Here is a 14,569-nt window from a genome sequence, read left to right on the forward strand (position 1 = left end):
AACTGCAAACGGGTTTTTACTCGTCGTCGTCCCTGTCTCCATCCCCCGCCTTCTGGCCGCGGAGCATGGCTTCCATGAAGGGGTCGAGTTCGCCGTCCATGACGTCGGAAATGCTGCTGGTCTTCACGCCGGTGCGGAGGTCTTTGACCATCTGATAGGGCTGGAAAACGTAGCTGCGAATCTGGGAGCCGAAGCCGATTTCGCTCTTTTCGCCATACTGGCGGTCGATCTCGGCCTTGCGCTTGTCTTCCTCGATCTGGTAGAGCTTGGCCTTGAGCATGGCCATGGCTTTGGCCCGGTTCTTCGGCTGGCTGCGCTCGATCTGGCAGGCCACAATGACTCCGCTGGGGATATGCGTCAAACGCACGGCGGTTTCCACCTTGTTCACGTTCTGGCCGCCTTTGCCGCCAGCACGATAGGTGTCCACGCGCAGGTCTTCATCCCGCACGACGATGTCGATGTCCTCTTCGGAGTCGGGCGTCACGTCGATGGAGGCAAAGCTCGTGTGCCGCTTTTTCGCAGCATCGAAGGGGGAGATGCGCACCAGGCGATGCACGCCGCGTTCGGCCTGCAGAAAACCGAAGGCGTTTTCGCCAATCACTTCAAGCGTGGCAGAGCGTGTGCCCACGTCATCGCCGGGTTCGTGGTCGATCAATTCCACCTTGTAGCCACGGCGCACGCACCAGCGCTGGTACATGCGCATGAGCATGTCCGCCCAGTCACAGGCCTCCGTGCCACCGGCGCCGGAGTGGATGTTGATGAAGGCATTGCCACGGTCAAAGGGGCCTTTGAGAAGCTGGCTGAGTTCAAAAGTTCCCACGTCTTCCGTGAGCTTCTTGTGCTCCTGCTCCACCTCGCGCCAGGTATCGACGTCACCGGCTTCTTTCGCCAGTTCGATGAGCCCGTCGAAATCGGCGGCGCGCGCCTCCAAATCTTGGAGAGGTCCGATTTTCTTTTTGATGACGTTGGTGCGGTCGATCAGCTTGCGCGCCGCGTTTGCGTCATCCCAGAAGCCAGGGGCCGCCAGACGGTCCTCCAGCATGGCCAGTTCGTCTTTTAATTTCGGTACGTCAAAGATACCTCCGGAGCTCCCCCAACTTGGCCTTGAGGGCGGTGGTGTCGAGGGCTTGGAGGTCGGTGAGGATGGTCTTGCTGGTCTTTTCCATGATGCAGCGTAGATAACGGCTCGGCACACGAGTTCAACGCCTTTTGTCATCATGGAAAAAACCGAGGCCATCCTCATCGGGCGCACACGCTATTCGGAAGCGAGCCTCATTGTGCAGTGGTGCTCCCCGGACATTGGTCTTTTCAAGACCATCGCCAAAGGTGCACTGCGGCCCAAATCCCCGCTCTCCGGCGTGCTGGACCTCTTTGTGTCTGCCGAGCTGCGCTTCGTGCGCAGCAAATCCAGCGATCTCCACACCCTGGCGGAGGCCCGCTGGACGAATCCCCGCCTGGGCCTGCGGGAAAGTTATGGCCGTGTCTTAGCAGCCACCTACGTGGTCAAGCTCGTGACACTAGTGGCTGAAACCGATTCGCCCATTCCCGAGATTCATGAACTGCTGGTGAAGGCGCTCGACTATCTTGCCGCGAAAGACCCCGTGCCCGCCCTGATCACGCGTTTTGAGCAGCGCCTGGCTGAGATGCTGGGAATCATTCCCGAAGGGGAGAGTGGCATGGCGGCGGCGGCGATTGAGGACAGCTTTCACAGGAAGTTACCCGTGCAGCGGCGACAGCTTGCAGACTGGATGGCGAAGCATTGAAAATCTACTTCAGCGCGGCCTCGATTGCCGCCATGAGCTCTGGAGAATCCGGCTCCACATCCGAGCCAAACTTTTGCAATACCTTGCCATCCTTGCCGATGAGGAATTTTTCAAAGTTCCAGCCCACTTCACTTCCCGTGGCGGATTGCAGCGCGGCATATAGCGGGTGTTTGCCATCTCCTTTGATGCTGACTTTGGCAAACATGGGGAAGGTCACCTTGTAGTTCTGCGTGCAGAAGGTCTTGATCTGCTCCTCGCTGCCGGGCTCCTGGCCGCCGAAGTCGTTGCAAGGAAAGCCCATGACCACCAGCCCTTTGGCGCTCATCTTTTCAGACAGGGCCTGCAGGCCCGCGTACTGCGGCGTGTAACCACACTCGGAGGCCACATTCACGATCAAGAGCACCTTGCCGGCGTAGGCCTTCAGCGCGGTGTCCTTGCCATCGATAGTTTTCACCGCGATGTCCTGGACATTGGTGTCTGCGGCGATGGCGATCGAGGTCATGAGCAGGGAGAGGAGCAGTGTTTTCATGGTGGGAAGGAACGCGCGGACCGGCGCGAGGGTTTCAGGTCATTCGACCATGCTCAAAAAGATGTCCTCCAGCCTGCTGCCGCGCTGCTCATGGTCGCGCCGCAGCTCCTCCAGCGTGCCGAGAGCCACGAGCTTGCCATGATGAATGATGCCAATGCGGTCCGCCAGCTCTTCGGCGATGTTCAGCAGGTGCGTGCTCATGAGCACCGTGGTGCCGGCCTGGCTGCGCTCCTTGATCTCCCGCTTTACGGTACGGGCGTGGATGGGGTCCAGCCCCACCATTGGCTCATCGATGACAAAAACCTTCGGATCATGCAGCAGCGCGCTGGCAATGGCGAGACGCTGCCGCGTGCCATGGCTGAGGTTTTCAATGCGCTGGCGGGAGTACTCATGCAGGGCAAATTTGGTGAACAGCGCCGCCGTCTGCGCCTGCGCATGAGCGGGATCCATCTCAAACAGCTCGGCGATGAATTCCATGAACTCGACCGGGGTGAGCTTCTCATAAAAAACCGCCACGTCCGGCACATACCCGAGAAGCGACTTGGCCTGCAGGGACTCCACCTGGATGTCATGCCCGCACAAGCGCACACGTCCTGCATCTGGCTTCATCAGCCCGGTGAGGAGTTTCATCGCGGTGGTTTTGCCCGCACCGTTCGGGCCGAGGAAGGCAAACAGCTCACCGGGCTTGATGGTGAGATTCAGGCGATCGAGCGCCCGCAGTTCGCCGTAGTTCATCGTGAGGTCTTCGATCTCGATCATGCGTCAAAAAAAGTTCAGGTCATTTGGCTGCGTCCTGCAGGCCATGAATGGTGGGCTCCAAGAGGACGTAGTCGTCTGGCAGATCGATGCGCGCGAGCTCACCGGCCTCGGTAAAGATCATCTTCACCTCATACATTCCCAGAATGGGCAGCGTGAGCACAAAGCACTTCCTCTGCCTGCCCGCGAGTGCCAGAAGGCCCTCACGCGCCTGCAGTATCATAGCCTCCGTCTGCGTGCCGCCCCCGCCCGCTTTTGGCAGGCCTCCACCCACCATGGACAGCAGGGCCAGGTCACCGTCTTTGCCTGCCACCATGCCCATGAGCGCCTTCACATCCTGAGAATTCATCACCACACGATCTCCCTGCTTCACCTGCACTTCGGGCGTGGGCTGGTTTTCATTCCAGTTCAGGTGCATGCTCGCATCCTGATGAGGCAGACTGGCCTTGAGAGTCAGGTGCTTCCAGCGCTCGGCATCTGCCAGGGTGGAACCCATGCTCCAGGTGGCAGCGATGCTGCGCAGCTGACCTCCCGGCTCCAGCTGCTCCACCACACCATGGGCGATCAGATCATACATGACCTGGCCATCCGCCTTGCCGCGGCGGCTCACCTGAAGATCTGCATGACCGATTTTTTCATTGTGATGGTAGAGATGCAGCGTGGTGCCAAAGGTTTCCGACTGCCGCAAAAAAAGGTTCATCACCACCTTGGGCGGGACGACGGCAAAGCGCGAGGCTTCGGGGAAATAGATGTCACGCACCAGCAGTCCGGACATCACCGCCCAGAAAAGCACCGCCAAAACTGCCGCCACACGCCAGAACATTGCTTGAATAGTAGCCAGGAAACGCGCGTGCTGGCAAGCGCCACAGCATTTTGCTTCAAAAAATCTCGCCACTTCCGCCCGCCTTTGCCACGATGCACCCATGCGCCTGCTGCTAGCCTTCCTTCTCGCCACACTCTCTCTTTCCGCCGCGGATCAGCGGCCTCCCAATGTGGTGATCATTCTGCTGGATGATCTGGGCTATGCTGATCTGGGCTGCTTTGGTGCCGAGAAAATCAAAACGCCAAACATCGACCGCATGGCGGCGGAGGGCATGAAGTTTACCAGCTTCTATGTGTCGCAGGCGGTGTGCAGCGCCTCGCGTGCATCGCTGATGACCGGGGGCTACGCCAATCGCGTGGGCATGCAGGGTGCGCTGAACCACACCAGCAAGGAGGGCATCCATCCTGATGAATTCCTACTGCCGGAAATGTGCAAGGCGCGCGGCTATGCCACCGCCGCTTTCGGCAAATGGCACCTGGGCACCGATCTGCTTTTCAATCCCCTGCACAACGGTTTCGATGAATTCCTCGGCATCCCGTATTCCAATGACAACAGCAAGTACCACCCCTCGCTGGCGCAGGAGATGCCGCCCCTGCCCTTTTACGAGGGTCTGAAGGTCATCGAGACGGATCCCGACCAGAGCCAGTTTACCCAGCGCTTTACGAAGGGTGCGACGAGCTTCATCGAGCGGAACAAGGACCGGCCCTTCTTTCTCTACGTGCCGCATGTGATGCCTCACGTGCCCATTTTTGCCAATCCCGCCTTTCGTGGAAAATCAGGCGAAGGCGTGTATGCGGACGTCGTGCAGGAGCTTGACTGGTCGGTGGGCCAGATCCTCGAAACAGTGAAGCGCAGCGGCATCGAGGACAACACCCTGGTCATCCTGTTTTCCGACAACGGCCCCTTCCTCAGCTATGGCAATCACGCGGGCAGCGCGAAGCCTTTGCGCGAGGGCAAGCTGACCACCTTTGACGGCGGCGTGCGCAGCCCCTTCATCGCCCGCTGGCCGGGCCGCGTGCCTGCCGCGAAAGTGTGCGACGAGCCCGTGATGGAAATCGATCTCCTGCCAACAATCGCCGCCTTGATCGGAGGCAAGCTCTCCGAACGCAAAATCGATGGCGGCAACATCCTCCCGCTGCTGGAAGGAAAACCCGGCGCAAAGTCTCCGCATGAGGCGCTGATATTCTACGGTGGCGATGAACTACAGGCCGTGCGCAGCGGCGCGTGGAAGCTGCACTTTCCTCATCCTTACATCACCGTGGATGGCGAGCCGGGGCGTGACGGCAAACCGGCGCGCTTTGGCCAGATGAAGCCGAAAGCCATCACGCAGAGCGGCATCGCTGGCATCGCCTCGCGTCACGGTTATCGCGTGGAGAACATTGGTCTTTCGCTCTTCAATCTGGCGGATGATCCCGGTGAAACACAGGATGTGGCGAAGGAGCATCCCGAGATCGTGGAGCGCCTGCAAAAACTTGCTGAGCCCATCCGCAAAGAACTGGGAGACAGCCTGCTAAAAATCAAAGGTTCCGAAAACCGCCCGCTGGGAATGGCGCCGTGAGGTAGTAGCGAGTCTCGCCTGCCTTCAACGGCCGCCGAGCGCCGCCCGCTCCTGCGCGATCACCTGCCGAATGTGCTCCATGCGATTGTCTGGATTCGGATGAGAACTCATGAAGTCCGACCTGCCCCCGCCGCCGCTCACCTGGGCGAGGATTTCCATCACGCCTATGAGAGCCTCCGGATTGTAACCAGCCTGCAACATGAAGCGCACACCGAGGGCGTCGGATTCTGATTCGTCAGAGCGGCTGAAGGACATCAAACGCCACTGGGCCACCCAGTTGGCGAGGTAAGCGCCGCTGTTGTTGTGGCCGTCTGAGGTCATCACGCTGAATCCCTGCGCCAGACCGCTCCACTTTTGGGAATTTGCCATCTGCTCATTGGAGTGGCGACCCACCACGTGCCCCATCTCGTGGCCCAGCACACCTGCGAGTTGATCCTCCGATTTCAGGCGGCGAAACAGGGCTTCGGTGATGAAGATCTGACCGCCGGGCAGGGCGAAGGCGTTCACGGTTTGAGTATCGGCCAGCAGATGAAACTTGAACTGATACGCAGTCTCCCGCGCAGCGGTGGAGGCGATCAGGCGCGCGCCGACCCGTTCCACCATGGCACGTCCGGCGGAGTCACGGGAGAGGCCGCCGCTCTGGTGAATCATCTGCGGCGCGGATTCCAGCCCCATGGCGATTTCATCCTCCGGGGTGGGCAGCGCGAGCTTTTGATCCCGCCCGGTAAACTCGTTGTGGTAGCTGGTGGTGCCAAACTGGTAGTAGAGCAGCGTGCCGGCCATGATGAGCAGGCCGATGACGATGCGGGGACTCAGGCCGAATCCACCACGTCCGCGATCATCTCCGAAGGCGGATTTTCGATTGAGATTCGACAGACGGCAGATCACGGAAATCATGGTGTGATCTTATACTTCATGGAAAAATCTTGAGCCAGCAGCTATTTTGCGGCATTGCAGGTCATGTCATTGTTTCAGGATCAGGACCAGACCGTGGATTGGGGGCGCAAAGGCTCGCAGGCGGTGGTGACGCTCGCGTGTCTGTTTGTGGTGCTCACGGGCATGAAGATCGCCGCGAATGTGCTGGTGCCTATTGTGTACGCCTTTTTCCTCGCGGTGCTGAGCTACCCGATGGTGCGCTGGCTGAGACGCCGCAAGGTGCCGGCAGGTCTGGCGCTGGGCATCACCATGGCGGTCAATCTGAGCGTGCTGGCGGGTCTGGTGACCGTCGGTGTGCGGCTGCTGATCAGCTTCTGGCGGGACCTCCCCCACTACCTGCGCGGCCTGGAGCGCTACTCCAATGAAGCCGCCACCTGGCTGGAGGCAAACGGTGTGCCAGATGCCAAAACGACCGTGAGCGGGCTGTTTGACTGGAACAACCTCATCGGCTGGGCCACCCAGCAGGATGTCATGAGCAATCTCGGCTCGCTGGGGATCAGCACCTTCGGCACTCTGGCCACCTTCCTTGCCAGCCTCATCATGGTCATCATTGTGATGATGTTCATCCTCATGGAAGCGCACGGGACGCAGAGCCGACTGCAGGCAGTGCAGCTTTCCGGCGGTCCTGATTTAAACGGCCTGCTGCGCAGCGCGGATGACATCCAAAAGTACCTCGGCGTCAAAACTCTCATCAGTGCGCTGACGGGACTGCTGGCGGGATTTTGGTGCTGGTTCTTTGATCTGCACTACCCGCTGCTGTGGGCGCTGCTGGCATTCCTTTTCAATTACATCCCGGCCGTGGGTAGCACGGCGGCCTCGGTGCCCGCCATTGTGGAGGCGCTGGTGCAGCACGGGCCTGCCACCGCCGTCTTTGTCGCCATAGGCTACGGCGGCATCAATTTCTTCCTCGATAATTTTGTGCAGCCCACCATGCTGGGCAACCGCTTTGGCATTTCCCCGCTGGTGGTCATTCTTTCCGTCATTTTCTGGGGCTGGCTGTGGGGCCCGCTGGGCATGTTCCTGGCCGTGCCTTTGACCATGGTGCTCAAGGTCCTGCTGGACAACAACGCGGAGTTCCAGTGGATCTCCGTCGCGATGGCGAAAAAGAAGGTGCGCCACGGCGAGGTGGAGATGGCGGGCTATGACCTGCAATTGAACGATGACGAGACTATTGGCAGCGGGGCCAGCACAGAGATTCCAGGGCGGGAGAAGTAGGGCCTTGGCACAGAGCACACCTGTGCCACTTCGGCCATTTCGCTGTGACAGCGATGCACTCAATTCGTGCACGCCAAACGTATTAGAAGAGGCCTTACACTAGGCAAATCTGGCGTAGCAGGCCCTGCCCTGGCTGTGGCATGCTTCAAGCACAGAGAAAAGAGAAACCAACCCTTCTCCCACAACCATGTCTCCCGAAAAATTCACTGTTAAGCTGCAGGAAGCCTTCAATGCCTCTCAGTCCATCGCCACCCGCCATGGACATCAGGAATTGAAGCCTTCCCACCTCGTTCTCGCCCTGCTCGAGCAGGAAGGAGGCATCGCCACGCCGCTGTTTGAAAAAGCTGCGGTCAATCCGGCGGCGGCGCAGGGCCTCAAGTCCAACATCGAAGCCCTCCTCTCCCGCCAGCCCAAGGTCAGCGGCGGCACCAGCGGCCTGCATCTTTCCAATGATATGCGTGAGCTGATGACCAAGGCCGAGGACGAGCAGAAAAAGCTCAAGGACGAATACCTCAGCGTCGAGCACGTCATCCTCGCTCTCTTCAAAACGAAGACCGAACTCTCCGATCTCCTGAAGCAGGCCGGCCTCACCTATGACACCGTCTCCAAGGCACTGACCGCCGTTCGTGGCAGCCAGCGCGTGGTGGACCAGGACCCCGAAGGCAAATACCAGACGCTGGAAAAATACGGCACTGATCTGACTGCCCGCGCCAAGCAGGGCAAGATCGATCCTGTCATCGGCCGTGATGAAGAAATCCGCCGCGTCATGCAGGTGCTGAGCCGCCGCACGAAAAACAATCCTGTGCTCATCGGCGAACCCGGCGTGGGCAAGACCGCCATCGCGGAAGGGCTCGCTCGACGCATCGTTGCGGGCGACGTGCCGGATTCCCTCAAAGGCAAACGCCTCATCAGCATGGACCTCGGTGGCATGATGGCCGGTGCGAAATTTCGTGGTGAGTTTGAAGAACGCCTCAAGGCCTTCCTCAAAGAAGTCACCTCCAGTGAAGGTGAGATTATTCTCTTCATCGATGAGCTTCACACCATCGTCGGCGCCGGCAAAGGCGAAGGCGCGATGGATGCGGGCAATCTGCTCAAGCCCCAGCTCGCCCGTGGAGAACTCCGCTGCATCGGCGCGACCACCCTGGATGAGTACCGCAAATACATCGAAAAAGATCCCGCGCTGGAGCGCCGCTTCCAGCCCGTGAAAGTCGGTGAGCCAAGCGTGGAGGACACCATTGCCATTCTGCGCGGTTTGAAGGAACGCTATGAAGTGCACCATGGCGTGCGCATTCAAGACGGTGCCATCATTGCCGCCGCCACCCTGAGCAATCGCTACATCACCGACCGCTTCCTGCCGGACAAGGCCATCGACCTTGTGGATGAAGCCGCCAGCCGCATCAAGATCGAGCTCGATTCCATGCCCACGGAGATCGACGTCATCGAACGCCAGATCATGCAGGGCGAGATGGAACGCCAAGCTCTGAAAAAAGAAAAGGATGCTGCTTCCAAATCCCGCCTTGAAAAACTCGACAAGGAAATCGCCGATCTGAAGGAAAGCTCCGCCGCTCTGAAAGCCCAGTGGTTGAAGGAGAAGGAAACCGTCGATGCTGGTCGCAAGGTGAAGGAAGAAATCGACCGTCTCCGCACCGAGCTCGAGCAGGCCCAGCGTCGTGGCGATTTCGGTCGTGCGGGAGAGATTCAGTATGGTCTTATCCCCGACCTCGAAAAGAAACTCAGCGCCGCGCCGGTGGAGGCCTCGCAGCCACGCGCCGCGCATTCACTGCTGCGTGAAGAGGTGACGGAGGACGACATCGCCCGCGTCGTCGCGAACTGGACCGGCATTCCCGTCTCACGACTTCAAGAAGGCGAGCGCTCCAAGCTCGTGAAAATGGAGGAGCGCCTCAGCCAGCGCGTCATCGGCCAGAAGGATGCCATCAGCGCCGTCAGCAATGCCGTGCGCCGTGCGCGTGCAGGAATTCAGGATGAGAACCGCCCCATCGGCAGCTTCCTCTTCCTCGGACCTACTGGTGTGGGCAAAACGGAGCTCTGCAAAGCACTCGCGGAATTCCTCTTCGACGATGAAAGCGCCATGACCCGCATCGACATGAGCGAGTACATGGAGAAGCACAGCGTCAGCCGCCTCATCGGCGCGCCTCCCGGCTACGTCGGCTATGAAGAAGGCGGCCAGCTCAGCGAGACCGTCCGCCGCCGCCCTTACAGCGTCGTGCTGTTTGATGAAGTCGAAAAAGCCCATCCGGATGTCTTCAATGTGCTGCTCCAGGTCCTTGATGACGGACGCATCACCGACGGCCAGGGCCGCACGGTTGACTTCAAAAACACGGTCCTCATCATGACCAGCAACATCGGCAGCAGCGCCATCCAGGACGTCACCAATCCTGAGCAGCGCGATGCCCTGGTGCGCGACAGTTTGAAGCAGTTCTTCCGCCCCGAGTTTCTCAACCGCATTGATGAGATCGTCACCTTCGACCGCCTCGATGCCGCCCAGCTTGATAAGATCGTCAAGATCCAGCTTCAACGCGTTATCGACCGCCTCGCGAAGCAGAACATCCACCTCACCGTCACCGACGATACCACCCGCTATCTCGCAGATGCAGGTTTTGATCCTGTATTCGGAGCTAGGCCGCTCAAGCGGGCCATCCAGAAGCATCTGCTTGATCCGCTGTCACTGGCGGTTCTTGAGGGCAGCTTCAAGGAGGGAGATCACATCACTGCGGAGATGAAGAAGGGTAAGGTGGAGTTTGTGAAGAAGTGAACTCATCAGTCCTTTCTGCACTCTGCCTCCCTGAGCACCTTCCAGAGACCTTCGTCCGTGAGGGGATGACACATCGAGGTGCAGGCACCCAAGCGTAAGATGTCGCGGGGTGTCCCCTCAAAGCGCAAGCTTTGGGGGCCGTCGGCTTGCTGGATCTCCAGCTGACAAAGCTCCCCCGCAAAACACAGTCGCTTCACCCTGGCATCCCTGGGCAGGGTGACCTTGGACCATGACGAGCCGTCCTCACTCCAGCAGAAGCAATTGATCACCTGGGATGCATAGCCATTTCCCTGTTCTGGAGGTGCGTTCAGCTCTCTGAACCCCTCCCCCTCGTCGAATGCGTGATGATTTCTGACAATTAAAACCGTCCGTCCATCAGGAGAAGCCGCGATCGATTCCGAACGTGCGGCAAAGCCTGCCAACGCGCTGCTGCCGTCCTCCACGTGCATGCGCTGGAGCTCGAAGACGACATTGTTCGAAGCCCACGTGAAGTCGGGCAGCAGATCCAGCTTGGAAAGTTCGTGCGCCGTTTTGAGGTCTCCCTTGGCGCGCAAAAATTCCGTGTATGCCACCCCTATGGCCGGCATGGCGCTGCACCAAAGCCTGACCACGCCGTCCTGCCGCTGATACCAGTAGCCTTCTTCCAGGACTTCCCAGTCACTGCCACCGCGATAGGCGTTCAGCATGAACTGAAGATCCCGCACGGGATCAGACTTCGTGGACCAATAAGTGATGGACTGAATCACGCCTTTCCACTCACTGGCGGTGATCGCGTGGTAGTCTCCTGCTGCAAACGTATGCTGAACAATCTCCGGCGAATCCTCCGAAGGCTCCGACTTCAGAGGCTCTCCATAAAGCTCGGCCGCCTCTGCCACCTTGCTTCCCAGCGCGAGAGCCGTGAGTGATTCGAGCCGATGTTTTCCGCGAACGTAAAAGTCTAGCAATCGGTGGAAGTCGATCATCTGGTTTGGCCGCAAGAATGAGTTCAGCGGTCACCCGTGACAATCAAAATCTACCCCTCTTTGCAAGGGTGTGTGCTTCTACAAACCGTTGATCAACATGGCCGCCGCCATCGCCGCGATTCCCAAATTCTCCAGCAGCGCCACGCTCGAAAGTGGCGCATGCTTGATCAGCGTCCTTGCCACCCCTGCGGCTCCGAAGAGCATCACGCCAATGGTGGCTGCATAAACACTCCCCGGATGCCAATGCGCAAGGTAGGCAAATCCCAACGACAGCTCGATGAAGGGATAGGCATAGGCATAAGCCCTCATCCGTTTCGCCAGTAGATCATACCTTCGGAACCGGCGCACGAATTCCGAGAGGTCAAAGAACTTGAACATGGCAAACATGATCAAAAAGACACCCATGAAGTCGTGCATCCAGACCATCCATTGCCAGGTGTCTCCGGGCAACTCCACCTCCCTGGCACTCGCTGCCAGCAGGGATAACAGAACGCTGACCGCCAGAGGCAGGTATTCGTCCATGTGGGACTCTCTTCCTTGCTGCGTTGAGTGAACTGCGTCTATCGCGCTCATGCGGTATGATACGGTTCTCCCTGGATGAGTGGTCTTGTCTGATGCGCTCTGTTTTTAGCCTTTCTTCAGACACCTGACTTCCGCCGCCGGCGGAGCCAAAGATATTCCCCGCTGGCGCCCAAGACTATTCCTAGCACGTAGGCCAGCAGATCCGGAGCATTGAAGGTGGAACCCAGAACGAGCCGCCCTGGCAGGGTGCTGCGGATTTGGTCGAGCCGGGTAGCATGGTACAGTTGCGAAAACTCAATCCCCCACGCAAAAGCAAGGGCTATGACTGCTACCCGCCAAGTGGAAGCCCGCGGTGAGCACAGCCCCGCTCCGAGAAATACGGCCAGCGCCCAAAGTGCATCGCCTCCGTATTTGGATAAAAAAGGTGCTAGAGGAAGATAGCGAGACCTCCATAGAAGACCCGCGCCAAGAACCAGCACGAGAGCCATCGTTTGGAAAAGGCGGTTACGATGCACAGCTTCTACTCGACCTTTTCATCTTCCTCCGGCGCCAGCGTCATCTGCGGTGTGACCTTGATGCCCATCCGCTTGTAATAGTCGAGCATCTTCTCGGTGGCCACGCGGCTCGCTTCGAGGCCAATGCGCACCATCTCCGACATTTCCATCGGCGGAACTTCCTGAACTTTGGCGGAGGCAAGCATGGACTGGAGTTGTTCTAGGTTATGAGTGCTGCTGTCCGCAATCTGCCGATGCGGAGGTGATTCATTGTCCCACAGCACCCACTCATCGGCAAGCGGCACATAATCCTCTATAAAATGCTTTCGGCTCCGCTCAAACCGTCGGCGCACATCCCCCTCCGGCACATAATGGCCGCCGATCTTCACCCTTAGTCCCACGCGCCCAACCGCTTGATCAGCGGACCCAACGAGAATGTAGTGCAGTAGAAAGCGGTAGCCCTGCGCCTGCGCCTCACGGATCATGGCCACATACGTTTTGCCGCTCAGCGTCGATTCAATCGCAAAACTCGACTTGGCCGAGATCAAGGCTCGCGCTTCCTCAATGAGCAGCCTCCCCGCCTTGAAGGCCGTGAGGCTTGGATCAAGCGGAGAAAGGCCGCGCGCGATTTCATCGGCATTGAGAAAACGCATGAGGCCAAGACGTGGCAGGAGTTCGCGGGCGAGGGTGGTCTTCCCTGTCCCATTGCAGCCCCCGAGAATGCAGAGTGTGGGTTTCATGACTGTTGGGGTTTATTTTCCACAAAATCGCCAAGGCACAACCACCGTGCCTACTTCGTCAGTGAATACTGGCCTTCGCAACATTTACATTCTGGAGGGTTTCAACACGTGGACATCCTCGGTCTCGGGTTCAATTCAACATCGACGAAGAGGAGGGCCGAGGCTCCCACTCCATAAGGGCCGCGCAAAGCTGCTTCGCCGGTGGGATTCATGACGAGGGAGCACCCGATGCAGGGATGCCCCGACCATTCTCCCTCCGTGATGACACCGACGTTGCTCGCCCCGGCAATCCAGAGGCCGAAACCTTTTGCCACGGCACCGTAGTTGTCGAGCCACAGGCCGCCGTACGGCTCCCGGGCATTGTCGTGATTAGGTGGCACGGCCCATGCGCAGGGGGAAAGGATAATCTGCGCTCCCATGAGTCCGAGTGAACGGCTTATGGCCTGCCCAGGCGCAAAACCATCGGCACAAATCATGAGCCCGAGGGTGCCAAGCGGTGTGTGCGCGACGGCGAGATGGTCGCCACAATCATAGAGATGATGCGCCATGGCGAGTTCGTTGATCTTGCGATGATGCAAGAGCACCTCGCCCTCGGGCGAAATAAGGACAGCGCTGTTGAAGAGCCGGTCACCCGAGCGCTCGATCAATCCGGCGCAGACGTAAATGCCGTGTGTTTGGGCCGCCTCACGCAGGCGCATACAGGCAGCGCCATGCGGAATGGTGCCAGCATCGTTGATGGCCGATGAATGACACCAGCCGCAATCCAGCGCCTCCGGCAGCAGAATGATCTCGGCACCAGCCTGCGCGGCATCGGCGATTTGCTGCGCTGCGCAGCGCAGGTTTTCATCACGCTGTCCGCCGATCACCGGCATTTGCGCGAGGGCGAGCTTGAGGCGGGTCATGGCGTATCGGGTTTGGTTTCCACAAAATCACTCGGGCACAACCGCTTCACCTTCTTCGTCAGCGGGTTCTGATCCTTGCGCCCGTGCACATAGAGCGCCGTCCATTCGGCGAGACGACGGCCTAGAATGCGACAGGCCTCCTGCGTCTCCTCCTCGCGCGGTGCTTTGGAAGCCACTGCGCCGTAGTGCAGTGTCATCTTCTTGCCTGAGTAATCGGTGACGCCAAAGACGAGGAAGCCGAAGTTCATGAGCACCGTGAGAATGGACTGGCAGGCCATTTCCATGCCGCCGCCCCAGCCACCGGCGCTGCTGAAGGCGCAGGCGATTTTGCCATCCACCTCCAGCCATTTGTCGGCCATCGTTTCGTCCCAGAAACGCTTCATCTTCCAGGAGAGGATGCCCATGTTCGTCGGGCTGCCCACGGCGAGGCCGTCGCACCACACCACGTCATCCGCAGTGGCTTCATTGACATGCCTCAACCGCACCTCCGTCTCGGGCACCTGCCTTGCACCTTCCTCGACGAGCGCGGCCATCTTCGCGACATTGCCGCTGCGGGAATCATAGAGGACGAGGATCTGGTTCATGGTGCGGCACGC

The 14,569-nt window shown here is 59.2% G+C and carries 15 protein-coding genes; 4 read left to right on the forward strand and 11 right to left on the reverse strand.

Annotated features, from left to right (window positions below):
* Positions 1-16 precede the first annotated feature (16 nt).
* A protein-coding gene (gene prfB / locus ACILSR_RS10780) for a peptide chain release factor 2 (protein WP_395749772.1) occupies positions 17-1,166 on the reverse strand; the annotation gives its coding sequence in 2 pieces (ribosomal slippage) (positions 17-1,078 and positions 1,080-1,166; 1,149 coding nt in all).
* Positions 1,167-1,217: 51 nt separating this feature from the next.
* Here prfB and recO point away from each other — a divergent pair.
* Complete coding sequence (recO, locus tag ACILSR_RS10785) at positions 1,218-1,763, forward strand: DNA repair protein RecO (RefSeq protein ID WP_395749773.1); 546 nt, start codon at positions 1,218-1,220, stop codon at positions 1,761-1,763.
* A 4-nt stretch (positions 1,764-1,767) separates the two neighbouring features.
* Here recO and ACILSR_RS10790 read toward each other — a convergent pair whose 3' ends face one another.
* Genes ACILSR_RS10790 through ACILSR_RS10800 form a run of 3 tightly spaced genes read right to left on the reverse strand, consistent with a single transcriptional unit; the run spans position 1,768 to position 3,871 of the window.
* Entirely contained in the window at positions 1,768-2,292 is a 525-nt protein-coding gene (locus tag ACILSR_RS10790; RefSeq protein ID WP_395749774.1) for a glutathione peroxidase, read from the reverse strand.
* 39 nt (positions 2,293-2,331) lie between these two features.
* Positions 2,332-3,051, reverse strand: coding sequence for an ABC transporter ATP-binding protein (locus ACILSR_RS10795; protein WP_395749775.1), 720 nt, complete (start codon positions 3,049-3,051; stop codon positions 2,332-2,334).
* A gap of 19 nt (positions 3,052-3,070) precedes the next feature.
* The gene (locus ACILSR_RS10800; RefSeq protein WP_395749776.1) at positions 3,071-3,871 is read right to left on the reverse strand and encodes a hypothetical protein; all 801 of its coding nucleotides are present in this window, start codon (positions 3,869-3,871) and stop codon (positions 3,071-3,073) included.
* Between the two features lie 100 nt (positions 3,872-3,971).
* On the opposite strand from ACILSR_RS10800, the gene ACILSR_RS10805 reads away from it, so the two are divergent.
* Positions 3,972-5,429, forward strand: coding sequence for a sulfatase (locus ACILSR_RS10805; protein ID WP_395749777.1), 1,458 nt, complete (start codon positions 3,972-3,974; stop codon positions 5,427-5,429).
* A gap of 24 nt (positions 5,430-5,453) precedes the next feature.
* Here ACILSR_RS10805 and ACILSR_RS10810 read toward each other — a convergent pair whose 3' ends face one another.
* Positions 5,454-6,326 (reverse strand): M48 family metalloprotease, encoded by an 873-nt coding sequence (locus ACILSR_RS10810; RefSeq protein ID WP_395749778.1) that lies wholly within the window; start codon positions 6,324-6,326, stop codon positions 5,454-5,456.
* Positions 6,327-6,389: 63 nt separating this feature from the next.
* Here ACILSR_RS10810 and ACILSR_RS10815 point away from each other — a divergent pair, with 63 nt between their 5' ends.
* Together ACILSR_RS10815 and clpB are read left to right on the forward strand one after the other, a co-directional pair.
* Complete coding sequence (locus ACILSR_RS10815; protein ID WP_395749779.1) at positions 6,390-7,580, forward strand: AI-2E family transporter; 1,191 nt, start codon at positions 6,390-6,392, stop codon at positions 7,578-7,580.
* A 187-nt stretch (positions 7,581-7,767) separates the two neighbouring features.
* A complete protein-coding gene (gene clpB, locus ACILSR_RS10820; RefSeq protein WP_395749780.1) occupies positions 7,768-10,353 on the forward strand; it encodes an ATP-dependent chaperone ClpB in 2,586 nt (861 codons plus the stop codon).
* Between the two features lie 5 nt (positions 10,354-10,358).
* Here the strand turns inward: clpB and ACILSR_RS10825 are convergent, their stop codons facing one another.
* The 6 genes from ACILSR_RS10825 to ACILSR_RS10850 form a co-directional block, all read right to left on the reverse strand.
* Positions 10,359-11,315, reverse strand: a complete 957-nt coding sequence (locus tag ACILSR_RS10825; protein WP_395749781.1) for a hypothetical protein — start codon at positions 11,313-11,315, stop codon at positions 10,359-10,361.
* Positions 11,316-11,393: 78 nt separating this feature from the next.
* Positions 11,394-11,837, reverse strand: coding sequence for a MauE/DoxX family redox-associated membrane protein (locus tag ACILSR_RS10830; protein ID WP_395749782.1), 444 nt, complete (start codon positions 11,835-11,837; stop codon positions 11,394-11,396).
* Between the two features lie 116 nt (positions 11,838-11,953).
* Entirely contained in the window at positions 11,954-12,325 is a 372-nt protein-coding gene (locus ACILSR_RS10835) for a DUF2809 domain-containing protein (protein ID WP_395749783.1), read from the reverse strand.
* A gap of 32 nt (positions 12,326-12,357) precedes the next feature.
* A complete protein-coding gene (locus tag ACILSR_RS10840; protein ID WP_395749784.1) occupies positions 12,358-13,071 on the reverse strand; it encodes an AAA family ATPase in 714 nt (237 codons plus the stop codon).
* A gap of 101 nt (positions 13,072-13,172) precedes the next feature.
* Complete coding sequence (locus tag ACILSR_RS10845) at positions 13,173-13,973, reverse strand: carbon-nitrogen hydrolase family protein (protein ID WP_395749785.1); 801 nt, start codon at positions 13,971-13,973, stop codon at positions 13,173-13,175.
* Complete coding sequence (locus tag ACILSR_RS10850; protein ID WP_395749786.1) at positions 13,970-14,557, reverse strand: flavodoxin family protein; 588 nt, start codon at positions 14,555-14,557, stop codon at positions 13,970-13,972. The genes ACILSR_RS10845 and ACILSR_RS10850 overlap by 4 nt, the downstream gene beginning before the upstream one ends.
* Positions 14,558-14,569: the final 12 nt, after the last annotated feature.

The organism is Prosthecobacter sp., from assembly GCF_044222565.1.
Taxonomy (GTDB): Bacteria; Verrucomicrobiota; Verrucomicrobiia; order Verrucomicrobiales; family Verrucomicrobiaceae; genus Prosthecobacter.